This is a genomic window from Segatella intestinalis, from assembly GCF_029348455.1.
In the GTDB taxonomy this organism is placed as follows: domain Bacteria; phylum Bacteroidota; class Bacteroidia; order Bacteroidales; family Bacteroidaceae; genus Prevotella.
Genome location: NZ_JARJVV010000011.1, coordinates 123,364 through 146,273, shown reverse-complemented (window position 1 = coordinate 146,273; position 22,910 = coordinate 123,364). Strand labels below are relative to the sequence as shown.

20 protein-coding genes are annotated in these 22,910 nt (G+C 48.8%); 11 read left to right on the top strand and 9 right to left on the bottom strand.

The features are described from left to right. The first annotated feature begins 735 nt into the window (after positions 1-735). On the top strand, positions 736-2,982 hold the full coding sequence (locus P3T48_RS09120) for an inorganic phosphate transporter (RefSeq protein WP_276506483.1): 2,247 nt from the start codon (positions 736-738) through the stop codon (positions 2,980-2,982). Positions 2,983-3,079: 97 nt separating this feature from the next. On the opposite strand, the gene P3T48_RS09115 is transcribed toward P3T48_RS09120, so the two are convergent. The 3 genes from P3T48_RS09115 to P3T48_RS09105 form a co-directional block, all read right to left on the bottom strand. Then, positions 3,080-3,859 (bottom strand): TlpA family protein disulfide reductase, encoded by a 780-nt coding sequence (locus tag P3T48_RS09115; RefSeq protein ID WP_276506482.1) that lies wholly within the window; start codon positions 3,857-3,859, stop codon positions 3,080-3,082. A gap of 176 nt (positions 3,860-4,035) precedes the next feature. Continuing rightward, on the bottom strand, positions 4,036-4,491 hold the full coding sequence (gene queF, locus P3T48_RS09110; RefSeq protein ID WP_158464015.1) for a preQ(1) synthase: 456 nt from the start codon (positions 4,489-4,491) through the stop codon (positions 4,036-4,038). A gap of 232 nt (positions 4,492-4,723) precedes the next feature. Next, on the bottom strand, positions 4,724-5,416 hold the full coding sequence (locus P3T48_RS09105) for a queuosine precursor transporter (protein WP_276506481.1): 693 nt from the start codon (positions 5,414-5,416) through the stop codon (positions 4,724-4,726). Between the two features lie 213 nt (positions 5,417-5,629). Between P3T48_RS09105 and P3T48_RS09100 the strand changes: the two genes are divergently transcribed. Beyond that, on the top strand, positions 5,630-6,715 hold the full coding sequence (locus P3T48_RS09100; protein WP_217758655.1) for a TlpA disulfide reductase family protein: 1,086 nt from the start codon (positions 5,630-5,632) through the stop codon (positions 6,713-6,715). A 105-nt stretch (positions 6,716-6,820) separates the two neighbouring features. Here the strand turns inward: P3T48_RS09100 and P3T48_RS09095 are convergent, their stop codons facing one another. The 5 genes from P3T48_RS09095 to nusB form a co-directional block, all read right to left on the bottom strand. Then, complete coding sequence (locus P3T48_RS09095; protein WP_022252222.1) at positions 6,821-7,270, bottom strand: DUF5606 family protein; 450 nt, start codon at positions 7,268-7,270, stop codon at positions 6,821-6,823. Between the two features lie 65 nt (positions 7,271-7,335). Next, a complete protein-coding gene (coaE, locus tag P3T48_RS09090) occupies positions 7,336-7,926 on the bottom strand; it encodes a dephospho-CoA kinase (RefSeq protein ID WP_276506480.1) in 591 nt (196 codons plus the stop codon). A 94-nt stretch (positions 7,927-8,020) separates the two neighbouring features. Further along, positions 8,021-9,010 carry a CdaR family protein gene (locus P3T48_RS09085; RefSeq protein WP_158464008.1) on the bottom strand — a complete coding sequence of 330 codons (990 nt, stop codon included), beginning with the start codon at positions 9,008-9,010 and terminating at the stop codon, positions 8,021-8,023. Next, positions 9,003-9,317, bottom strand: a complete 315-nt coding sequence (gene yajC / locus P3T48_RS09080; protein WP_022252225.1) for a preprotein translocase subunit YajC — start codon at positions 9,315-9,317, stop codon at positions 9,003-9,005. The genes P3T48_RS09085 and yajC overlap by 8 nt, the downstream gene beginning before the upstream one ends. Positions 9,318-9,402: 85 nt before the next feature. Continuing rightward, on the bottom strand, positions 9,403-10,578 hold the full coding sequence (gene nusB, locus P3T48_RS09075) for a transcription antitermination factor NusB (RefSeq protein WP_217758652.1): 1,176 nt from the start codon (positions 10,576-10,578) through the stop codon (positions 9,403-9,405). A gap of 263 nt (positions 10,579-10,841) precedes the next feature. Here nusB and P3T48_RS09070 point away from each other — a divergent pair, with 263 nt between their 5' ends. The 7 genes from P3T48_RS09070 to rfbB all read left to right on the top strand — a co-directional run bounded on the left by P3T48_RS09070 (position 10,842) and on the right by rfbB (position 17,288). Beyond that, a complete protein-coding gene (locus tag P3T48_RS09070; RefSeq protein WP_158464006.1) occupies positions 10,842-11,453 on the top strand; it encodes a 50S ribosomal protein L25/general stress protein Ctc in 612 nt (203 codons plus the stop codon). A 26-nt stretch (positions 11,454-11,479) separates the two neighbouring features. Beyond that, on the top strand, positions 11,480-12,052 hold the full coding sequence (gene pth / locus P3T48_RS09065; RefSeq protein ID WP_276506479.1) for an aminoacyl-tRNA hydrolase: 573 nt from the start codon (positions 11,480-11,482) through the stop codon (positions 12,050-12,052). A gap of 123 nt (positions 12,053-12,175) precedes the next feature. Then, complete coding sequence (locus tag P3T48_RS09060) at positions 12,176-12,589, top strand: RNA-binding S4 domain-containing protein (RefSeq protein WP_022252230.1); 414 nt, start codon at positions 12,176-12,178, stop codon at positions 12,587-12,589. 803 nt (positions 12,590-13,392) lie between these two features. Next, the gene (locus P3T48_RS09055; protein ID WP_276506478.1) at positions 13,393-13,947 is read left to right on the top strand and encodes a porin family protein; all 555 of its coding nucleotides are present in this window, start codon (positions 13,393-13,395) and stop codon (positions 13,945-13,947) included. A 466-nt stretch (positions 13,948-14,413) separates the two neighbouring features. Next, complete coding sequence (locus P3T48_RS09050; RefSeq protein WP_276506477.1) at positions 14,414-14,998, top strand: porin family protein; 585 nt, start codon at positions 14,414-14,416, stop codon at positions 14,996-14,998. Between the two features lie 225 nt (positions 14,999-15,223). Further along, complete coding sequence (gene rfbD, locus P3T48_RS09045; protein ID WP_217758183.1) at positions 15,224-16,132, top strand: dTDP-4-dehydrorhamnose reductase; 909 nt, start codon at positions 15,224-15,226, stop codon at positions 16,130-16,132. Between the two features lie 19 nt (positions 16,133-16,151). Next, positions 16,152-17,288, top strand: a complete 1,137-nt coding sequence (gene rfbB / locus P3T48_RS09040; RefSeq protein ID WP_217758182.1) for a dTDP-glucose 4,6-dehydratase — start codon at positions 16,152-16,154, stop codon at positions 17,286-17,288. Positions 17,289-17,463: 175 nt separating this feature from the next. Here rfbB and aroB read toward each other — a convergent pair whose 3' ends face one another. Continuing rightward, the gene (gene aroB / locus P3T48_RS09035; RefSeq protein WP_158464000.1) at positions 17,464-18,510 is read right to left on the bottom strand and encodes a 3-dehydroquinate synthase; all 1,047 of its coding nucleotides are present in this window, start codon (positions 18,508-18,510) and stop codon (positions 17,464-17,466) included. Between the two features lie 177 nt (positions 18,511-18,687). Here aroB and P3T48_RS09030 point away from each other — a divergent pair, with 177 nt between their 5' ends. Both P3T48_RS09030 and P3T48_RS09025 read left to right on the top strand, forming a co-directional pair. Next, positions 18,688-21,687 (top strand): outer membrane beta-barrel protein, encoded by a 3,000-nt coding sequence (locus P3T48_RS09030; protein WP_276506476.1) that lies wholly within the window; start codon positions 18,688-18,690, stop codon positions 21,685-21,687. A 224-nt stretch (positions 21,688-21,911) separates the two neighbouring features. Next, a complete protein-coding gene (locus tag P3T48_RS09025; RefSeq protein ID WP_443217182.1) occupies positions 21,912-22,871 on the top strand; it encodes a PCMD domain-containing protein in 960 nt (319 codons plus the stop codon). Positions 22,872-22,910 lie beyond the last annotated feature (39 nt).

Below are 22,910 nucleotides of genomic sequence, written 5' to 3'. Positions count from 1 at the left end.
TTTTCTTAATGACTAATGACTAATGACTAAAATTTCACTGGCGTTTTTGCAATAATCAATGCCAGCAGAAAAGACTACAAGAAAACAGGTCTTAAAAACGGGCTTTTTCAAGCACTTGCAAAATACTGATAGTCTGACGGTTATACAGCGATTAATATTTATTAACTTTCAAACTGCCCCCGTTTTTGAACAAACAGCCCAAAAATGTATTATATTTGCAGTGTCAAAGCGAAAGAAATGCGAACCAGATGGTAAACAAAGCGGGCAGGGGAATCCAGAAGGTACAGTTGTTCTATCGCCGCAGACAACAAAAGAGCTCAAGCAGCGCTCCACAAGGGTCATCTATTATGACCACGGGAGGTCACAATAGACGACCGGCGCCGGTCATCTATTAAGACCCAAAAGCAGCGCTATCAAAGCAGGGAGGAAGAAAGCAAAGATGCTGGGAAGCACACAGAAACATAGCTGAGAAGCACACGGAACAATCCGGATTCATATACATGAAACTTCATGTTTACCCATTTCTTAACAGAATTGTAACATCTGTTTAAATCGGCTGTAATATTGCATGAGTACCTTTGCACCCGAAAAGGAAGGCGATAGCTGAACGAAAGCTTAGGAAAAGCAGACGGAAAACTTAGAAAAAGCAGACGGAAAGCTTAGAAAAAGCAGACGGAAAGCTTAGGAAAAGCCTCGTTTTCATTTCATCGGGAAACAATAATTTATCAAAAATAAATGGGTACAATTTATCTATGCATTGTGATCTTCCTGCTCTGTTTGGCAGTGTTCGATCTCTTCGTGGGAGTCAGCAACGATGCTGTCAACTTCCTGCAGTCAGCCATCGGAGCTAAGGTGGCAAAGTTTCGCACGGTTCTTATCATCGCCTCCTGTGGCGTAGTGCTCGGAGCCATTATGTCGTCGGGAATGATGGACATCGCACGCCACGGCATCATGAGTCCAGACCGCTTCACCTTTGAGGAAGTAATGACGCTCTTCCTCGCGGTCATGGTAACCGACGTCATCGTGCTGGACGTGTTCAACACGTTAGGTATGCCTACCTCTACCACCGTCTCGCTGGTGTTCGAGTTGTTGGGAGGTGCCTTCATCCTCGCCACCCTGAAGATGATAGGCGACGACAGCCTCAACTACGGTATGCTACTCAACAGCAACAAGGCCTTGGAGGTGATTATGGGTATTTTCTCATCGGTCATCATCGCCTTTGTCTTCGGTGCTTTCGTGATGTGGCTCTCGCGTGTGGTTTTCACCTTCAACTATCGCAAGCACTCCCGCTATTCGATTGCCATTTTCGGCGGTATCGCTTTCACAGCCCTCTCCTACTTCATCTTCATGAAGGGCTTGGGCAAGAGCCCTTATCTGCCAGCAGAATGGCGCGATTTCATTGACCAGAACATCGGTTCGCTGCTCTGTGCCACCTTCGTGGTTTCAGCCATCGTGATGGAGTTCCTGCACCTCTGCCGCGTCAACATCTTCAAGTTCACTGTGCTGATGGGCACCTTTGCTCTGGCGATGGCCTTTGCCGGCAATGACCTGGTGAACTTCATCGGTGTGCCTCTCGCCGGACTCGATTCTTACAACGACTATATGGCCAATGCCAACGGCGTGGGTCCCGACAGCTTCATGATGACATCGCTGATGGAGAGTGCCAAGACCACTCCCGTCTATCTGCTCGCTGCAGGCTTCGTGATGATTGTCGCCATGGCCACCTCAAAGAAGGCACAGAACGTGATCAAAACCTCTGTAGACCTGAGCCGCCAGGACGAGGGAGACGAGATGTTTGGCAGCTCATCTGCAGCACGCGTCATCGTACGCAACTGCCAGAGTGCCGACTCATGGCTCAACCGCTTCATGCCCAAGTCGTTGAAGCAGTGGATCAACAGCCGCTTCGACAAGAACGATGTAGAGTTGGAGGAAAGCGCTGCCTTCGACGTGGTTCGCGCAGCCGTCAACCTGGTATTGGCTTCCATGCTCATCACCATCGGTACCAACCTCAAGTTGCCTCTCTCTACCACCTACGTAACCTTCATGGTAGCCATGGGTTCTTCGCTTGCCGACAAGGCTTGGAGCCGTGAGAGTGCCGTATTCCGCGTAACAGGTGTGCTGAGTGTCATCGGTGGATGGTTTATCACAGCCGGTGTGGCTTTCGCAGCCTGCGCCCTCGTCTGCCTCGCCATGCATTTTGGCGGCATCCTCGCGCAGACAGCCTTCATTGTTCTCGTTATCTTCATGCTCATACGCAGCAATATCCAGTACAACAAGAAGTCGAAGGAAGAGAGCAAGGGAAGCACCTTCCAGCTGATGATGCGCTCGCACGACCCAGAAATCGTATGGGATCTGCTTCGCCGTCATGTGTCACGCACACAGAGCTTTGTATGCCGCTTCGCCCTGAGTGAGTTCAACCTCATCATGGACGGTCTAGCCAACGAGAACACCCGCGAGCTGCGCCATGCCAACAAGGAGCTGAAGAAGGAGCAGGACATGCTGAAGAAGTTCCGCCGCCAGGAGATGTTAGGCTTGAAACGCTCGCCTTTGGAGATTGCCATCGAGCGCAACACATGGTTCCATCTGGGTGCCAACAGCAACCAGCAGTTCATCTACTCACTGCGCCGTATGCTCGACCCTATCAAGGAGCACGTAGACAACAATTTTAACCCGCTGCCCACTGAATACATCAACGAGTTTATGCCTATACGCCAGAAGATCAACGACTTGATGAAGATGAGCTGCGAACAGATAGAGACAAGTCGCTATGAGAACTATCGTGAGATTCTCGCCGAGGCTGATGCCTGCAAGGACGAGCTCTCAGTGATCAGAAAGAAGCACATCGACCGCCTGCAGAACATGAAAGACAACACGCTGATGCAGATCTCGCTCGTCTATCTGAACGTACTGCAGGAGAGCCAGGAGTTCCTCAGTGTGATGAGACACCAGCTCAGAGCTGCCAAGAAGTTCATGGAGAACTAATCCTCTCCTTTGCTTATTCGATAAAAAAAGAGCATCGCCTGCTGGTGATGCTCTTTTATTTTGATTTTTCGCTGGGTTCAGGAGTTATAGCGACTTCCTACAAGCTCTTGATGAGTTTCAGTATCTCAGCCCGCTTGCTATCATTGGTGCCATTGCCTACATAGCGTACAATGCCTTTCTCGTCGAGCACGAGGAAGAGCGGAAAGCCGCCTGTGCCCACAAAGCGCACGAAATACTTGTCGTCGTAGATGTGGTTCCAGTTGAACCCACGCTGCTGGGTGATGCGACGCACCTTGTCGGCCTTCTCGAAGTTGACCGAGAGAAACAGCACGTCGGGCAACTGCTTCTTCCATTCAGAGAGGATCGGCATCTCGCGCAGACAGGGTCCGCAGCCCGAGAACCAGGCATTGACAACCACCTTTCGGCCCTTGATGAGTTCGTCGGTCCATGGATTGCCATCGATGTCATACTCGGCAAAATGACCTGGCAAAGATTTACCTACCTCAAGTTCTAAATATTTATAGCCTCCCTCTGGAAACATGCGCTTGTTCATCAGCTCACGGTTTTTTATCTCTTCGTCTATCTCGGCGATTCCTTTCACACGATTGCGGGGTATCTCATACTTGGCCCACGACTGGGGCACAGTAGCTCCCTTGCGAAGGGTGATGTTTACAATCATATAATCCTTGCTCAAGCTCACGAATCCCATCGACTGGGCAGCAGCTTCATCAGTAGGGAGCTCCTTTGAATAATACTTACCGTCGACAAAGTAGGCGGCCTTTACCAAACTGTCTGCTGTTTGGGTTTCAGACTGCTGTGCAGATGCCGTGAGCGAGGCAAATGACAGCAGAGCCAGGAAAAAGCTTTTTGTTCTCATTGTTTTTTATGTTGATATTTTCTGTTTTCAATGCCACAAAAGTACATAAAAAAGGCAGAACTCCATCATCGAAGTCCTGCCTTTTTTCTTTGTTCAATAAGTTTAACGGTGCTTAAAACGTTTTTTGAATGTCTCAACTTTCACAAGTAAGCTCCACACGCCCTACAGGTCGATACTTATTCGTGCGTAGCAAAACGCTGCTCGGCCAGTTGCTCGTACTTGGTACCGGGCTTGCCATAGTTGGCATAAGGCCAGATGCTGATGCCGCCACGGGGTGTAAAGATGCCTGTCACCTCGATGTACTTAGGATCCATCAAGGCGATAAGGTCTTTCATGATGATGTTGACACAGTCCTCATGAAAGTCGCCGTGGTTGCGGAAACTGAAGAGATAGAGCTTCAGACTCTTGCTCTCCACCATCTTGACATCAGGAATGTAGCTGATGCGGATCTCGGCAAAGTCGGGCTGTCCTGTGATAGGACACAGCGATGTGAACTCGGGGCAGTTGAAACGCACCCAGTAGTCGTTGCCCTGATGCTTGTTGACGAAAGTCTCGAGCACCTCGGGCGCATAATCCATTCTGTATTGGGTCTTGGCACCTAATGCCTTCAGACCGTCTTCTTTTCTATCCATATCTTTGTTTATTGTTTCTTTTGTGAAGGAGTTTTGAAGGAGTTATTTTAAGGAGTTAAGAAGTTAAGGAGTTAAGAAGTTAAGGAGTTAAGGAGTTAAGGAGTTAAGGAGTTAAGACAACAGTCTTATTGCTTGAATTCAAACCCACAAAGGCATTTGTCTTAACTTCTCAGCGACCGCAGGGAGCGATAACTCCTTAACTCCTTTAACTCCGAAGAATAGCTCCTTAGAATCAATTCAGGCTGAAAATCTTAAACACGTTATAAGAGATGTTTTTATCGTACACATCCTCTCCCTCATGATGCTTCAGGAACCTGACCACGCGAATGGTGACAGGCAGCACGATGATTTCGTACACCGTCTTGAGCACCACCTGCCAAATCATCAACTTAGGCAACTCGGCAGCAGGCACCACTCCACCCAATGCCAAGGGGAAGAAGATGAGACTGTCGCAACTCTCGCCAGCCACCGTACTCCAGATGGCACGAGCCGAGAAACGCTTTCCGCCATCACGAATCTTCATCACACTCATCACGTAGGCATTGGCAAAAGAACCTACGATGAAAGCCACAAACGAGGCAGCGGCAATGCGGGGAGCCAAGCCGAAGATGGCATGAAAGCCCTCCTGATTGTGCCAGTAGGGAGCTGCGGGAATCATGTCGCAGATAGCTCCCAGTGCCACGAAGAAGAAGTTCATGGCAAAGCCCGTCCATATCAGCAGACGAGCCTTCTGATAGCCCCACACCTCGCACACACAATCGTTGATGATGTAGCTCACGGGGAAAACGATGAGACCTCCAGTAAGAGAAACCGAACCTACTGCAATTTGCTTTGTTTCGAGCACGTTTGCCGCTATGAGGCAAACGCAAAAGAGAATGCTGAAAAGCATGAACAGCACGCTCACTTGAGTTTTTTCATTTTTCATTTTTCTTGTTTTTTACGAGGTTTACCAAGCACTCGAGTTCATAAATATAAAGGTGGAACTACCCATCCTTTGCAAAATCGGCTGCAAAATTACGATTATTCTTTCTATTTACAAAATATTAAGGGCAATATCTCACCATATTTGAGGAAAAATATGTACTTTTGCATGGAATTTGACAGAATAATAAAACAGATAAATAAAGAAAGAAACAACATGAAGAAAATCTTATCTATGGCCCTGACTGCCATGATGGCTGTCAGCTGTGCCGAAGCGCAAGACGTCGCCTTCACCGTAGAAGGCACTGCACCACAGGGTGTTGACACTCTCTACGTGTTCTATAACGGACAGATGAACGAGGCTCAGCCCATTGCTGCCAAGGAGGGCAAGTTCGAGGTGAAAGGCAATCAGCCTGCCGAAACCTTCATCACCGTGGCTGCAAGCAACCAGCTGATGGTGGCTGCCGTTATCGACGGTACAAAAACCATCAACATCGACCTGGTAAACAAGAAGGTTGGCGGTTCGGAACTCAACGAGAAGCTGAACACATATTACGCCAAGATGAGCGTAATAGAGAAGAAGATGAACGATCTGGCTCCTGAATGGCAGAAGCTCCGCGGCGACAAGACCGAGGAGGGCAAGACCAAGATGAAGGCCCTGGAACAGAAGATAGACGCAGTGGAGGCTGAGCAGAACGCCGAGATAGCCGCTTTCTGCAAGGAGAACAAGGACAATGTGCTGCCTGCCTACATCCTGTCGGACAGCTTCTATGGTTTCGAGTTTGCCAAGCTGAAGGAACTTTGCGATCCCAGCACCGCTTACTACAACCACCCCATGATGCGCCGCCCAAAGATGCAGATAGAATCGCTTGCCAAGCGTCAGCCTGGCATCAAGTACACCGACCTGAACATGCAGGACATGAACGGCGCCAAGGTGAAGCTGAGCCAGTTTGTTGGCAACGGAAAGTATGTATTGGTGGATTTCTGGGCTTCATGGTGCGGACCTTGCCGCATGGAAATGCCTAACGTGAAGAAGGCCTACGAAATGTATCACGGCAAAGGCTTCGAGGTGGTAGGCGTGAGCTTCGACAACAAGTTGGAAGCCTGGAAGAAGGGTGTCAACGACTTAGGTCTGGCATGGCCTCAGATGAGCGACCTGAAGGGCTGGCAGTGCGCTGCACATGATGCCTATGGCGTAAACAGCATCCCAAGCAACGTGCTCCTCGACCCTAATGGCATTATCGTAGCCTGCGACCTGCGTGCCGAGGATCTGCTCGAGAAGTTGGCCGAAATCTACAAGTAATTCTGCATCAAGCAAGTACAGAGGCTCATACAGCCTACGTCATAAAAAAAATGAGAAGCTATTTTCACAGCTTCTCATTTTTTTATTGTCTATATTGAACTTTCGTTATTCTGCGCTTTCCTCCTGACGGTCGTCTACGTTATCGCCCTCAGTAGGAGCCAAGATGGCCTTGAAGTCGGTGTAGCCGTTCTTAACGAGGATATTGTACCACTGCAACAGCTTCTTGATATCGCTGTCGTGAACACGGTCGCGGTCGTAGTTGGGCAACACCTCAGCAAAGTAGTCGTGCAACTCCTGTGCAGAAGCCTTCTTATAGTTCAGGCTGCTCTCCTTGCTGTCCTCTTTCTTGCCTACGTTTTCGAACACCTTCCAGAGTGCTATCTCGTCAGCATCAGTATACATAGCGATATCGCCAAGACTTGTCACACGATCGGTGGCAAAGGCAGGAATACGCTTGTGTGTCTCGTCGATAGTCTCGACGATAAGATTGCGGTTACCACGTGAAACCAGTTTGTAAAGGCCTGGCTTGCCTGCAATAGATAAAATTGTTTCCATTTGGTTATATTTTCTTTAATTTTTCACTGATTATTTTTCTCTTTTTGGTGCAGTCTTACTCTGCTTCAGTCTTTCTCTGCTGCTTTTCGCCACTCTTCCACCCTTTCGAGCAAAAGATTCACTTGCCGCGCCACATCAGCCTTGCCGTCGTTGACGATTTCGAAGTCGCAGCGGGCTGCAACCTCTGCCTGTGACATCTGGGCATGAATCCACTCCAAGGTTCTGCTGCGGTCTATATGGTCGCGCGCCATTACTCGCTGAATGCGAACCTCCTCTGGAGCCGTGACACAGACCACAAAATCGAAATGAGTGCGATGGATAAATCCACTTTCGAAGAGGATGGCACTCTCGAGCCACTCGAAGTCGCTCTGCTCGAAATCTCGCGCCACGGCAGGATGAACCACATCGTTGACAGCCAACTTGTTGGCCTCGCTTGCCAACAGAAAACGTGCCAAGACGGGTTTCTGCAGCACGCCCTCAGCATCGTACACATCCTCGCCTACCAGCGAGCAAAGACTCTGCTGCAACGGCTTGTCGCTTCGCATGAGCCGCTTGGCTGCCGCATCGCTGTCGTAGACACGAATGCCATGTCTTTCCAGTTCGCGACAAACAAAACTCTTGCCGCTGCCAATGCCTCCTGTTATCGCTATTTTCATCTCTTCTTCCCGATTATCCAAGATTTCTTCACTTTTTGCTCTTCCAAGAGTTCCTCTTATTACTCAAGTTTCGCGAGTAAGTTCCTCACTCTCCTTACTCCACTTGCTGTTCGAGCAGATAATCCACTCGTTGGAAGTCGAGTCTGGCCTTGCTCACACTATGCGGAACGCCGATGAGCTGCAGCGTACACTTGTCGGAAGGATTCTGAGAGAGTTCATTATAGTCGACCACTACCTTGAACATATCCGGACGGATGGTGCGGAACAGGCTTGCGCCAATCGTAAACCGCACAGTCACCTTCGACGGGAATGTACGAAGCACAAATCCCTCGGGCATGTTGATGGCTGTGATGGGCACATCGATGGTTTCCTCGGTGAGCACATCGGGATAGACAGACAGGCGAACCGTGCCTGGAACCATCTTCAGTCCGCGAATCTTGCGAAGGCGAACCGTCGTATGGATCGTGTCCTGCAGGTTGCGCATGTTGAAAGGTTCTATCTCCACATAATTCACCTTGTCGAGCTGATCCTTGTTGGCATAGACCGTCACCTCGGCTGGCAGGAAGTCGGTATGGGCAAGATAGTAGCTCTTGCTGGCTGTCACCTTTCCCTTGAAGACTACAGGCACCTGCTTGGAGGCGCCATAGGTGAAATAGAAATCATACTCGCCGGGCTTTACGGAGAGCAACTTGCTGGAGCCATAAAGCTGTGCCTGCAACTGTCGCTGCACATCGGTCAATGGCACTACGCCCTTGCCCTTGTCCTCGTCGGCATAAGCCGAGAACTTGAAGGAGAGCGGACGCAGCACGTGTCCATACTCGTAGGTTACGAGCGTGAATCCCTTGTCGCGCACGGTAATCCGCACCGTATCGGGAAGATCGCCCGTCACCACGACATTGCGAGGCACGTCTGTCAGGCGCACAGGCACACAAAGTTCCTTCTCGTAGGTCTCGTTGAGCGTCATCATCAACCAGAAGATGCCGCTGAGAGCGAGAAAGAACAAGAATATCAGCAACTCCTTGTTGACGGTGCCAAAAAGGAGTTTGCTGAGTGTACTGAATAAGCTATACCGGGGCCTATGCATTAGGAGTCTGCGATGTGGCATCGGCGAACACATAGCCCTTGGCTACAGTGATAACCACGCCACGTGCCACCTCGATATCGATAGTGTTCTCCTGGGCATTGACACGCTTTACTGTGCCATATACACCGCCACCAGTCACTACCTTGTCGCCTTCCTTCAGCGCATTCTGAAACTCGCGAATCTTCTTCTGTTTCTTCTGCTGTGGACGAATCATAAACAACCACATGATAGCGAAGATAGCTACCATCATAATGAGCATAGGCAAGCCACTCTGGCCGCTACCGCTCTGCAAAAACAAATTTGTCATATTTCTAAAGTTTTATTTTTTCTGTTAATATAATCAAGATATGAACCTATATATATAATAAGGTGTAAATCTCACTTTCCCGGTCTTACTTCTCCTCCTCGGCAGCATTGTCCTGAGCTGTTGGCTCTGCAGGCTGGTCGTAAGAAGGCTGATCATAGGAAGGCTGATCATACTGATAGCCGTTATTGTCATTCCAGTCATTACCATTGTTGTTGCGATAACGTGGTTGACCAATGCGCTGACGGCGCTGCTGTCCTTCGCGGGCACCACTATGAACTCCGAATCCTCCACGGCCTGCACGGCGCTGAACGTTCTGCTCACGATGAGGACGCTCGGGCAATTCTTTCATGATGACACCGGTCTCAATCAGCGAACGGGCGATGGCGTCGAGCATTCCGTTCACATAGCCGCCACTGCGTGGTGTGCTGTAGATCTTGCTCAGTTCCACATACTCGTTGATGGTTACTGTGGCAGGAATGCCAGGGAAGTTGACCAACTCGGCGATAGCAATCTGCATGATGACCATATCCATATATGCCAGACGCGAGAAATCCCAGTTGCGTGAAATCCGTCCCATATATTTCTGATACTCGTCGGCGTTGAGAATCGTGGCACGGAACAGCTTGCGGGCAAACTCACGGTCTTCCATGTCCTTGTATTCGGGCAGAAGCTCCTGGTTGGCCTTGTTGGCAGGGTCGAATCGCTTGATGGTTTTCAGCACGAAAGTATCAATGATGTCCTTGTCGTCGTTCCAGTAGAGGCTCTTCTCCTCGAGCATGGCCTCGATGTCCTCGCTGTTCATCACGATGTTCTTGTACAACTTGCGCCACACCTCACGGTCGGCATCATAACTGTCTTCCTCGGCATTCATATACTCCTGATAGATGTCGCTCTCCACAACAGCAGTGTACACACGGCGCACCACCTCAATATCGTCATCCCATGAAGAGTTCTTGGCTTCTATCCATTCGCCAAGCATCTTGTTCTCCTCGAGCTGCACGGCAAAGCGGTTGAAAGCAAACTTCTGCGATGGAGCATCGCCTCCCTCACGCTGCACACGTGTCACCTCCAAGTCGTAACGCTTGCGCGCTTCCTTGGTGATTTCTACAATAAGTTGTAATTGATAATTGTATAAATCGTAAGCCTTGGACAGGCTGAAGAACAACTCCTTCTCGGCGTTGTCCATGTTACGATTGCCGTTTTGATAGTACGCATAGGTTAACTGCACAATCTTTCTGCGAATCAAGTCCCTGTTAATCATTCTCTAATAATTTACGGATTAAATGTATTTTGCTGCAAAAGTAAGTATTTATCTCCTAATAAACAAGAAAAAACAGAGTTATTTCTCATTTTTTAATGATAAAATCTCTTTTTTTCAAATTTCTGACCACTAAATTTGGAAATTCCAAAGAAAAGTAGTAATTTTGCATCCGTTTTGTAAAAAACCGCTTTTTCAAAGCTAATCCGTGTGATGGCGAGTTAAGGCACATTTTTATTAATTAATACTTAATTTAGAGTAACACAATGAAAGAGATTAACGTAACAGGTCAGAAGCGCACAGACCTTGGCAAGAAAGCTTCTAAAACATTGCGCAAAGAGGGTTTGATTCCATGTAACTTGTATGGCGAGAAGAAGGACGCTAACGGCGCTCCTGAGGCTTTGTCTTTCGCAGTTCCATTCGCTGAGCTCCGCAAGATTATCTACACTCCTCACGTATATGTTATCAACCTCATCATCGACGGTGAGAGCCACACAGCTATCATGAAGGAGATTCAGTTCCACCCAACAACAGACGCTCCTCTGCACGTAGACTTCTACGAGGTGAACGACCAGAAGCCTATCACTATCGGCATCCCAGTGAAGTTGGTAGGTTTGGCACAGGGTGTTCGCGATGGTGGTCGTATGAACCTCTCTATCCGCAAGATCGATGTTACTGCTCCTTACCAGGTTATTCCTGAGCACCTCGATATCGACGTTACTGCGTTGAAGATCGGTAAGAGCATCAAGGTAGGCGACCTCTCATTCGAGGGTCTCGAGCTCGCTACAAGCAAGGCTGTAGTAGTTTGCTCTATCAAGATGACACGTAATGCTGCTGCCGCTGCCGCTGCTGCTGCCGCTGAAGAGGAGGAGGCATAATTATCAATTAGAAGTACATTCGGAAATTGGATAAATTTTTGATTTGTGGTCTCGGGAATCCTGGCGACGAATACGCCGGAACCCGACACAACACAGGATTCATGGTATTGGACGCTTTTGCTAAGGCGTCCAATATTCATTTTGAGGATAAGCGTTACGGCTTTGTTGCCGAGACAAGCATCAAGGGACGAAAGGTGTTCCTGCTCAAGCCCACCACGTTTATGAACCTCAGCGGAAACGCTGTGCGCTACTGGCTGCAGCAGGAGAAAATAGACCAGAAGCGACTGCTCGTCATCAGCGATGAACTTGCCCTGCCATTGGGCGCGTTCCGACTGAAAGCTGGCGGAAGCAACGGCGGACACAACGGACTGGGACACATCCAGCAACTCATCGGACAAGACTATGCCCGTCTGCGTATGGGCATCGGAAACGATTATCCCCGTGGAGGACAGGTGGACTGGGTACTGGGACACTACACCGAGGAGGACATGCGCCAACTGCAGCCTGCACTCGAACTGGGCGTGGAAATCATCAAGAGTTTCGTATTGCAAGGCATCGACGCCACTATGAACCAATACAATAAATTGGGGAAAAAGTAAGAACGAGTTTAACATTCCCTCCAAGGCTGTTGGCTATAACTTCTCACGACCAAAGGGAGTGATAACTTCTTTAACTTCTATAACTTCTGAACTTGCAAAAGTTCAATAAACACTAATACAGCTATGAAGGAAAGTGCCAGAATAGACAAGTGGCTCTGGGCTGCCCGCATATACAAGACACGCAGCATCGCAGCAGATGCCTGCAAGAACGGGCGTGTCACCGTGGGAGGCATCTCGCGCAAGCCTTCGTTCATCATCAAGCGAGGCGATGTGGTGAGCGTGAAGAAAGCGCCCATCACCTATTCCTTCGAAGTGCTCGACTGCATCGAACAGCGCGTGGGAGCCAAGATGCTCTTTGCCGTTTACAAGAACGTCACCGATCCACGACAGTACGAACTGCTGGAAATGAGCCGTATCAGCGGATTCGTTGACCGTGCCCGCGGAACAGGACGTCCTACCAAGAAAGAGCGCCGTGCCCTCGATGCTTTCATCGATCCTGCCCTCTTTGGCTTCGACGACGATGACGACATAGAATAAATGTTCTCTTTAACCTATAAAATCTATGTTCTAAAGTTTAGAACTTATGTTCTAAAGTACCGAACTTATGTTCTAAAGTTTAGAACATAGATTTATTCATAAGAAACAAAACAAATTTATTATAAACAGAAAACATTTTTAAATGTTTTCGACCTGTACGGTTGAAATTACCCAATACGCCCTGAAAGGGCAGAAGCTCTTAGCCCAGGGCAGCGCCCTGGGTTGTTTTGGACGCAAATCTGTCGCCCTGTAAGGGCAAAAGCTTTAAAAATCAAGGCAATACATAAAGCTTTTGCCCTTACAGGGCGCCTTGCCAATTGCTATAATACCCAGGGCGCTGCCCTGGGCTAAGAGCTTCTGCCCCTTCAGGGCGTGTGGAGCTAACATTCGAACTTCTGTTAAATAAATGTGAAGAAAAACCGTTTCACGTCGGCCGTTTAACGGCTTTTCGCACGATTTTGAATTGTTTTCGGTCGATTTTAAGACGTTTTCGCACGATTTTTAATTGTTTTCGCACGATTTTTAATTGTTTTCGGTCGATTTTAAGACGTTTTCAGCACTTGCAACCATCACTTTTTACTCTTAAGCACGTTTTTAGACTATTTATACACGAAATATAGCATTTTAGTCACAATTTTACCCATTTCATAAAAATATTTTAAAAAACACTTGCATTTTAATAAAATTAACTATATCTTTGCCCCGTCTAAGAAGAAGTTTAAAACCTATCCTATTGGACGGCAGATTATCCATTAAGGAGATTTGCATAACATACTATTATTAACTTTATAAATTCAGAGAGTATGAAAAAATTATTGGTTATGGCAGCTATGGTGCTGTCTTCAGTAGGTGCTTTTGCACAGTATTCAGCAGGCGACATCACTATTCAGCCTAAGATTGGTTTGAACATTGCATCTGTTGGTGGCGACGTTGACGGTGACTACAAGACTGGTTTGGCTGTTGGTGCAGAAGCTGAGTATCACGTTTCACCATTGATCGGTGTCAGCGCAGGTCTTCTTTATTCTCAGCAGGGATGCAAGTGGTCAGTAAACGTTGAAGGTGTTGACATTGAGGCCAAGTGGAAGCCAGCTTACCTCAACATCCCTATCCTTGCCAACTTCTATGTTGCTAACGGTTTGGCATTGAAGGCTGGTGTTCAGCCAGGTTTCATGGTTGCAAAAGACGATGCAGAAAATGTTAATACATTCGACTTCTCTGTACCAGTAGGTATTTCTTACGAGTACATGAACATCTGCCTCGATGCTCGTTACAACATCGGTTGCACCAAGGTAGACAAAGATGTTAAGGGCTGCAACTCTGTATTCCAGATCACTTTGGGTTACAAGTTCAAACTCTAAGCTCAGAACAACAGGCTTTTCATAAGCCCATCCACCCTCTCGCTCCTTGCTGTGAGATGAAAACATAGCAAGGAGACAAAAGAAGGGCTGGATACTCGATAAAGTATCTTAGGATAGTTGCAAACTATTTTAAGATACTTTTTTTTATACCCTTTATCGTGCTTTCATTTATGAGTAACAATTTTTATTTCATGACACTTTTCTCGCCATGGCTATACCAAAGCAAGTTTAGTTCTGTTCATTTAGCTTAATGTAATTTCTCCACCGATTATATATCTTTATATTACTGACCTTATTTTTCCATAGAATAAAAAATATTATAAAATTTGTTTGCATCTAAAAAAAAATAATTATACCTTTGCCCCGTCTAAGAATAAGAAGTTTAAAACACATCCTATTGGACAGCAGAACATTCTTGTTAGTAAGTTTGTGCAACAATTATTATTAATTTATAAATTCAGAGAGTATGAAAAAATTATTGGTTATGGCAGCTATGGTGCTGTCTTCAGTAGGTGCATTCGCACAGTATTCAGCAGGCGACATCACTATTCAGCCTAAAGTCGGTTTGAACGTATCTTCCGTAACAAATGACGAAGCTGGTTACATAGCAGGCTTCGTTGGCGGTATAGAGGGAGAATATCACGTTTCACCCATGGTAGGAATCAGCGCCGGTCTTCTCTATTCTATGCAAGGAGCCTCAGTTAAGGACGCAGAAGGTGACCCAAAATTGGAGATGAACTATGTGAATATCCCTATTTTGGTAAACGCCTATGTTGCAAAAGGCCTGGCACTGAAAGCTGGTATTCAGCCTGCATTCAATGTAAGCAACAAAGTAAAAGTTGCCGGCATCAGTATCGACTACGACAAATACGCACCAGAAGGAGCAGAGATAAAAACTTTTGATTTCTCTATTCCTGTAGGAATTTCTTACGAGTACATGAACGTTTGCCTCGATGCTCGTTACAATATCGGTGTATCAAAAATTGCGGATGGTGATTCTGGCCGCAACTCTGTATTCCAGATTACTTTGGGTTACAAGTTCAAGCTCTAAGCTTTAGCGATGGCCCATGACAGGCATTTACTGTAGAGAGCCTGTCGCTTATTCATAGAGATGCCCCCGCAGACTCTTCCCCACATCAAGGAAAGTCTGCGGGGGCTCTGTTTTTATAGCTCATTAAGAGAGCATTAGTAAACTTTAGCAATGAAGTCTTGGCTGTATCAACGGAAAGTAGTATTTTTGCAGAGCAAAAAACAACAACAAAACAAAAAAAAGAAAATGAATATATTAGTGACAGGAGCCAACGGACAGCTCGGCAACGAGATGAGAATCGTGAGCAAGAACACCACAGACCACTATCTCTTCACCGACGTGAACCAGGTGGAAGGCGTGGAAACCACTTACCTCGATATTACAGACATGGACGCCATACGCAAGATGGTGAGCGAGAACCACATAGACGCCATCATCAACTGTGCGGCATGGACCAATGTGGATGCCTGCGAAAACGACGAGAAGTTGGCAGCACTTGCAGAGAAACTGAATGCCGATGCTCCAGAGAACCTTGCCTTGGCAATGAAGGAGACAGGCGGACTGCTCGTGCAGATTTCTACCGACTACGTCTTTGGCAAGGAACCATACAATGTACCTTGCGGACCCCAGCAGAAGGGAACTCCTACAGGCGTATATGGTACAACCAAGCTTCACGGCGAACAGAAAATCATGGCAAGCGGTTGCCAGTATGTCATCATCCGCACCGCATGGCTCTACTCTGAGTTTGGCAAGAACTTCTGCAAGACAATGCTCAACCTCACTGCCACAAAGCCACAACTCAAGGTGGTCTTCGACCAGTGCGGAACTCCTACCTATGCTCTCGACCTGGCCAACGCCATCCTCACTGTCATAGACAAGATAAAGTCGGCCGACGACAAGAGCAAATACACCGGCATCTATCATTTCTCTAACGAGGGAGTGTGCTCCTGGTACGACTTCACACAGATGATAGCCCGCATAGCCGGACACACACAGTGCGACATACAGCCCTGCTACAGCTCGGAATATCCTTCGCCTGTGGCCCGTCCTGCCTACTCCGTGCTCGACAAGCGAACCATCAAGGAAACCTTCGGCGTGAAAGTGCCCTACTGGATTGACTCGTTACAGCAGTGCATTGCAAACCTCCTTAAGTAACATTTAAATAATAAATATAATGAAGCGAAATATCATCATCACAGGCGGCGCCGGATTTATCGGCTCACACGTTGTCCGTCTGTTCGTGAACAAATATCCCGAGTATCACATCATCAACCTCGACAAGCTGACTTATGCAGGCAATCTGGCCAACCTCAAGGACATCGAGGACAAGCCCAACTACACCTTTGTGAAGGGCGACATCTGCGACTTCGAGCTGATGCTCAAGTTGATGAACGACTATCAGGTAGACGGCATCATCCATCTGGCTGCAGAAAGCCACGTAGACCGCTCTATCAAGGATCCATTCACCTTTGCACAGACCAACGTGATGGGAACACTCTCGCTCCTGCAGGCAGCAAAGACCTACTGGGAGAGTCTGCCCGAAGGCTATGAGGGAAAGCGCTTCTACCACATTTCTACCGACGAGGTGTATGGCGCCTTGCAGATGACACATCCCGAGGGCGTGGCAGCACCATTCTCCACCAAGGCATCAAGTGGCAAGAACCACGAGGCTTATGGCGAGGAGTTCTTCGTAGAAACCACCAAGTACAATCCCCATTCTCCCTACTCGGCTTCCAAGGCCAGCAGCGACCACTTTGTACGTGCTTTCCACGATACTTACGGCATGCCTACCATCGTGACCAACTGCTCCAACAACTATGGTCCTTACCAGTTCCCAGAGAAGCTCATCCCTCTCTTCATCAACAACATACGCCATCGCAAGCCTCTGCCCGTCTATGGCAAGGGTGAGAACGTGCGCGACTGGCTCTACGTGGTAGACCATGCCCGTGCCATCGATGTCATCTTCCACGAAGGAAAGGTGGCTGAGACCTATAATATCGGAGGTTTCAACGAGTGGAAAAACATTGACATCATCAAGGTGGTTATCAAGACCGTAGACCGTCTTCTCGGTCGCAAGGAGGGCGAAGACCTCGACCTCATCACTTACGTCACCGACCGCAAGGGCCACGACATGCGTTACGCCATCGATTCACGCAAATTGCAGCGCGAATTGGGTTGGGAACCAAGTCTGCAGTTCGAAGAGGGCATCGAGAAAACCGTGAAATGGTATCTCGACAACCAGGAATGGATGGACAATGTAACCTCTGGCGACTATCAGAAATATTACGAGAACATGTACGGCAACAAATAAATTTGTCAAGCCAAGGCGTGAAAAATATTGATTTTTTACGCATTAAGACATGAGCTTGAGCATTACGCATAAAAAATTGAGCTTTGAACATTGAATCATTATGAGAAAACAAATAACTCTCATAATGCTCAATGTTCAAAGCTCAAAACTTATTGTGCTTTATAACGCTTTGGCTTTATCCTTCACGGAAGAAGTCGAAAGCCTCTTTGATTTCGTCGATGGTGGCACTTTGGTTGATGCGAATATCACCGATTCCACCCAACAAGGTAAAGTTGATGATGCCATCCTGATTTTTCTTGTCATGGCGCATCAGTTCTATCAGTTCGTCGTAGTCATCGCAGGTGATAGGAAGCGAGCCATAGTACTCCTTGATGAAGTTCACCGTCTGTCGCATCTTCTCCGTTGGGAATCCCGTCTTCATCACACTCAGATAGAGTTCCGGAATCAGACCGAACGCCACAGCATAGCCGTGCAGAACAGGCTTGCGTTTCAGTGCCCAGCTTTCAAAGGCATGACCGAAAGTATGTCCCAAGTTGAGCGCCTTGCGGATGCCGTGCTCATGAGGATCCTGCTCTACGATGCGCTCCTTTACCGCCACGCTATCGCCCACCATGCGTTGCAACTGCTGCAAGTCGGGATGAGCCAAGTCGAAGCCAACCAACTCCGCCCACATCTTTTCGTCCGAAATCAAACCATGCTTCAGCATCTCTGCATAGCCCGAACAGATGTTCTCGGCATCGAGCGTGCGCAGGAACTCAGTATCGAGAATGACAAACTTGGAGTCGCAGAACACGCCTATCTCGTTCTTCAGTCCACCGAAGTTGATGCCCGTCTTTCCTCCCACCGAAGCATCCACCATCGAGAGGAGCGTAGTGGGGATATTGATGAAGTTGATGCCACGCTTGAAAGTTGCTGCGGCAAAGCCACCCAAATCGGTAACCATTCCACCACCCAGGTTTATCATGCACGAATGGCGCGATGCACCGCCCTCGCCCAACGACTTCCATACGTGTACCATCGTGTCGAGGTCTTTGTGCGTATCGGTAGCACCAATGGTAATGACCTTCGCATCCTTGAGCGAGAAATAATTTTTCACAACAGGCCAGCACTTGACAACTGTGGTTTCGTCGGTAAGCACAAAAATCTTGTCGTGCTCGCACTCTGCCAAGGCTTCGGCTATCTCACTTTCGAGATTGGTAGAAATGATGACTCTCTGACTCATAAATTTATCAATATATTATAAATAATGTAATTCTTGCGTGCAAAGGTACGTATTTTTCTGCATTTTGATGCAAAAGAACACACTTTTAGCATTCTTTTCACACATTTTAGACTAAACCTTATCACAAAGGATGCGTCTAAACTATCAAGCGAACAAAAAAAGCTATAAAATACAGAAATGAGAAAGTCATTACTCACCCTGCTCCTGCTATTCATCGCCATGATGATGCAGGCACAGCAACACCTCATCACGGGTGCCATTATCGACAAGGGAACCAACGACCCTGTCGAGGCATCGACCGTACAACTGCTACGCGCGGACAGCACCTATATCTCAGGCGCCATCAGCGACGAGAATGGACTCTTCAGCCTTCAGGCTCCCGAAGACGGCAGTTATCTGCTCAAGATAACCAGCGTAGGATACAAGCCCACCGTAAGGCGCATCATGATGACCCAGGGCAAAGACCTCGCCATGGGCAAGATAAACATCAACGCAGAGGCCATCATGCTCAAGGCCGCCACCGTCACGGCCATGGCCAAGAAAGTGGTGCTCAAGGAAGACACCTTCGTGTACAACTCTGCGGCTTATCGCACACCCGAAGGCTCCACCATCGAAGAGCTCGTGAAGCGCCTGCCTGGAGCTGAGGTGAGCGACGACGGAAGCATCAAAATCAACGGAAAGGAAGTGAAGAAGATCCTCGTAGACGGCAAGGAGTTCATGACCGGCGACACCAAGACGGCCCTGAAGAACCTGCCCACCAGCATCATCGACAAGATCAAGGCCTACGACGAGAAGAGCGACCTGGCTAAGGTGACGGGCATCGACGACGGAGAAGAGGAAACCGTGCTCGATTTCGGCGTCAAGAGAGGTATGAACAAGGGACTCATCGCCAATATGGACCTCAGCATAGGCACCAAGCAACGATACAGCGAAAGAGGCATGGCGGCTTATTTCAACGACCGCAACCGACTCATGCTCTTCGCATCAGCCAACAACACCAACGACATGGGATTCCCCGGAGGTGGAGGCCCTGGCGGATGGGGCCCCAACAAGCAGGGACTCAACGCCTCGAAGATGCTGGGTCTGAACTACAACTACGAGAACAAGGATAAGCTCAAGATGGACGCCTCGCTGAGATGGAACCACAGCGATGGAGACATCAGCAGCACGGTGGCTTCCGAGAACTTCGTGAGCCAGAACTCGTCTTTCTCGAACAGCCGTGCCAAGAACTTCTCGCGCAGCAACAGCTGGGACGGACGTTTCCGCCTGGAATGGAAACCCGACACGATGACCAATATCATGTTCCGTCCATCGTTCACCATCAAGAGCAGCGATGCACTGGCACGAAGCTTGTCGGCACAGTTTAATGCCGATCCTTACCAGATCACCAACGACCCGCTCGAGGACGCAGCACGCGCCGAGCTGGGACTTGAGGACGTAAGCACAAGCAAGAGTCTGTTGCAGCAGGCTGGAGCTCTCGTCAACCTGCAGTCGTCGAGCAGCATCAGCTATAGCGAGTCTGAAAATCTGAGAGGCATGTTGCAGTACAATCGCCGACTCAGTGCGATGGGACGCAACATCACCGTGCGCACCGATGCCAGCTACGGCAAGACCGATGCCAACAGCCTCTCACTCACCAATGCCTACATGTACCTTGTAGATGTGGCCAACGGCAACGAGACCGACCACTACAACACTTATCGTTACAACGTGACGCCTACCCGCAACTACAGCTACTCTCTGCAGGCCACCTATAGCGAGCCACTCTGGAAAGCCACTTTCCTGCAACTGAGCTATAAGTTCACCTACAAATACTCGAAGACCGACCGTTCCACCTACAACTTCTCCGACTTCAGCGATGAGGAGGCAAACCAGTGGGCTTCCATCACTCCCGAGTATCGTGGATGGGGCAACTACTTGGGCACTCTGCGCTCACCTCTCGACGAGTACTTCGACAGCGACCAGAGCCGATTCTCCGAGTACAAGAACTACATTCACGAGATGCAGCTCATGATGCGATTCGTCCGACCAAAGTACAACCTCAGCTTCGGAGCTATGCTCCAGCCACAGAGGTCGAACTTCATCTACGACTATATGGGACAGCACATCGAAACGACACGCAACGTCACCAACTTCTCACCAGCCCTCGACTTCCGTTATCGTTTCAGCAAGGTGAGCAACCTGCGCGTCAACTATCGCGGAACCACCTCGCAACCCTCCATGACCGACCTGCTCGACATCACCGACGACAGCAATCCGCTCAACATCAAGAAGGGAAATCCGGGACTGAAGCCATCGTTCACCCACAACTTCCGACTCTTCTACAACAACTATATAGAGAAGCACCAGCGAGCCCTGATGACCTTCGTCAACTTCTCGATGACACGCAACAGCATCAGCGACATGGTGACCTACGACGACAAGACCGGTGGACGAACCACACAGCCCGAAAACATCAACGGCAACTGGAACGCACGAGGCGCCTTCATGTTCAATACCGCCATCGACAGCGCTGGCGTATGGAACATCAACACCTTCACCACCCTCGCCTATACCAATGCCGTGGGCTATCTGAGCCTCGACGGGAAGACCTCGCAGAAGAACACCACCAAGCAGACACAGGTGGGCGAGCGAATCGCCATGGGCTATCGCAACAACTGGCTTGAGGTCAACCTCAACGGAACCCTAAACTACAACCATGCCCGCAACAAGCTTCAGGCATCGAGCAACATGAACACCTGGCAGTTCTCTTACGGACCGAGCATCACAGCCACCATGCCCTGGGGCATGAGCCTGAGCACAGACCTGAGCCAGAGCAGCCGACGAGGATACAGCGACAAGTCGATGAACACCAACGAACTGGTATGGAACGCCCAACTCTCGCAAGGCTTCCTCAAGGGCAAACCCCTCACCGTGATGATCCAGTTCTACGACCTGCTGCACCAGCAGAGCACCTTGAGCCGTGCCCTTACTGCCATGGCCCGTACCGATACCGAGTACAACAGCATCAACTCTTATGCCATGCTCCACGTCATCTACCGACTGAATATCATCGGAGGCAAGCAGGCACGCGAGACGATGAGGTATGGCGGACGCCCCGACTTCGGCGGACGACCCTTCAATGGCGGACGACCTCCCATGGGACCACCTCCAGGAGGCGGACATCGCCGCTTCTAAGTTTAAAGAAGTTGAAACCCATATACATGATGCCCAGAACCATTCGTCATCGTTGGTTCTGGGCATATTTTTGTCTCATTGGCTCTAATATCTCTACACCTTTCCACATCCGTCAGTTTTAATTTTTATAAAATAATCTTTAAATAACTATAATTATACAGTAAGAAAACTATAACGATACAAATATTTTCCTAACTTTGCAACCACTTTTTATTATAACAGAAATGAAACATCGTATTTTAAGCATGACAATGTCACTTTGCCTCGCCTGCACGATGGGAGCGCAAAGTGCCGAAAAGATTGTACCCATCAAGTATGGAAACATGGATAATTGGGTTATCAGAAACATCAAGGAATCAGGTATCATAGGCGGAAACAAGAAGGTGGTTTATGCCGTAGGTCCGTCGATGACCATCAATGGCAATACCCCCTACACCAACAAGGGCGGCTCGCCCTGGGGAACCTCCAATGTGCTTGCCCACGTGTCAGGCATCTATAAGACCAACAACTCGGTATATCGCGACAAGCACGAGAACGGCCATTGTGCCAAGCTCGTCACCCATATCGAGAAGGTGAAGGTATTGGGACTCATCAACATCAAGGTGCTTGCAGCAGGCTCGCTCTTTCTGGGCGACGTGCGCGAACCCATCACCGGAACCAAGGACGGTCCTAAGGCCATCAACTGGGGCATTCCTTTCACCCATCGTCCCAAGGCGGTGCGTTTCGACTATAAGACCCTGTTGCCCAACTCAGCCACCCGCATCAAGCAGAACGGCTTCAGCAGTGCATCGAAAGTGGCAGGACGCGACTATGCTGTCGCCATCCTCTATCTGCAGAAGCGTCACGAGGATGCCCATGGCAACATCACAGCCAAGCGTGTGGGCACCATGGTGGTGAAGTACAGCAAGAGCACCAATGGATGGGTGAACGACGCCACCTACACCATCCACTATGGCGACATCCGACACATGGCTGGCTATAACGCCTCGCTCATGGGACTTCGTAATTGTGACTATGCTCGTAATAGCAAGGGCAAGAGCGTCATCATCAAGGAGACAGGATGGGCTTCGGCCAACGAGACCCCTACCCACCTCATCCTACAGTTCTCTTCCAGTCATGGCGGAGCCTATATCGGAACGCCCGGCAACACGCTCTGGATAGACAACGTGGCACTCGTATACTAACTGTTTATCACATATTAACACCCCTTATTATATACATAA

Bases quoted from the DNA above. Each gene is read 5' to 3' on its own strand.
- P3T48_RS09055 (WP_276506478.1), top strand. From the start codon at position 13,393: ATGAAAAAATTATTGGTTATGGCAGCTATGGTGCTGTCTTCAGTAGGT.
- P3T48_RS09120 (WP_276506483.1), top strand. From the start codon at position 736: ATGGGTACAATTTATCTATGCATTGTGATCTTCCTGCTCTGTTTGGCA.
- queF (WP_158464015.1), bottom strand. From the start codon at position 4,491: ATGGATAGAAAAGAAGACGGTCTGAAGGCATTAGGTGCCAAGACCCAA.
- P3T48_RS09025 (WP_443217182.1), top strand. From the start codon at position 21,912: ATGAAACATCGTATTTTAAGCATGACAATGTCACTTTGCCTCGCCTGC.
- P3T48_RS09100 (WP_217758655.1), top strand. From the start codon at position 5,630: ATGAAGAAAATCTTATCTATGGCCCTGACTGCCATGATGGCTGTCAGC.
- yajC (WP_022252225.1), bottom strand. From the start codon at position 9,317: ATGACAAATTTGTTTTTGCAGAGCGGTAGCGGCCAGAGTGGCTTGCCT.
- P3T48_RS09105 (WP_276506481.1), bottom strand. From the start codon at position 5,416: ATGAAAAATGAAAAAACTCAAGTGAGCGTGCTGTTCATGCTTTTCAGC.
- P3T48_RS09085 (WP_158464008.1), bottom strand. From the start codon at position 9,010: ATGCATAGGCCCCGGTATAGCTTATTCAGTACACTCAGCAAACTCCTT.
- rfbD (WP_217758183.1), top strand. From the start codon at position 15,224: ATGAATATATTAGTGACAGGAGCCAACGGACAGCTCGGCAACGAGATG.
- P3T48_RS09095 (WP_022252222.1), bottom strand. From the start codon at position 7,270: ATGGAAACAATTTTATCTATTGCAGGCAAGCCAGGCCTTTACAAACTG.
- nusB (WP_217758652.1), bottom strand. From the start codon at position 10,578: ATGATTAACAGGGACTTGATTCGCAGAAAGATTGTGCAGTTAACCTAT.
- rfbB (WP_217758182.1), top strand. From the start codon at position 16,152: ATGAAGCGAAATATCATCATCACAGGCGGCGCCGGATTTATCGGCTCA.
- P3T48_RS09060 (WP_022252230.1), top strand. From the start codon at position 12,176: ATGAAGGAAAGTGCCAGAATAGACAAGTGGCTCTGGGCTGCCCGCATA.
- P3T48_RS09030 (WP_276506476.1), top strand. From the start codon at position 18,688: ATGAGAAAGTCATTACTCACCCTGCTCCTGCTATTCATCGCCATGATG.
- aroB (WP_158464000.1), bottom strand. From the start codon at position 18,510: ATGAGTCAGAGAGTCATCATTTCTACCAATCTCGAAAGTGAGATAGCC.
- P3T48_RS09070 (WP_158464006.1), top strand. From the start codon at position 10,842: ATGAAAGAGATTAACGTAACAGGTCAGAAGCGCACAGACCTTGGCAAG.
- P3T48_RS09115 (WP_276506482.1), bottom strand. From the start codon at position 3,859: ATGAGAACAAAAAGCTTTTTCCTGGCTCTGCTGTCATTTGCCTCGCTC.
- P3T48_RS09050 (WP_276506477.1), top strand. From the start codon at position 14,414: ATGAAAAAATTATTGGTTATGGCAGCTATGGTGCTGTCTTCAGTAGGT.
- coaE (WP_276506480.1), bottom strand. From the start codon at position 7,926: ATGAAAATAGCGATAACAGGAGGCATTGGCAGCGGCAAGAGTTTTGTT.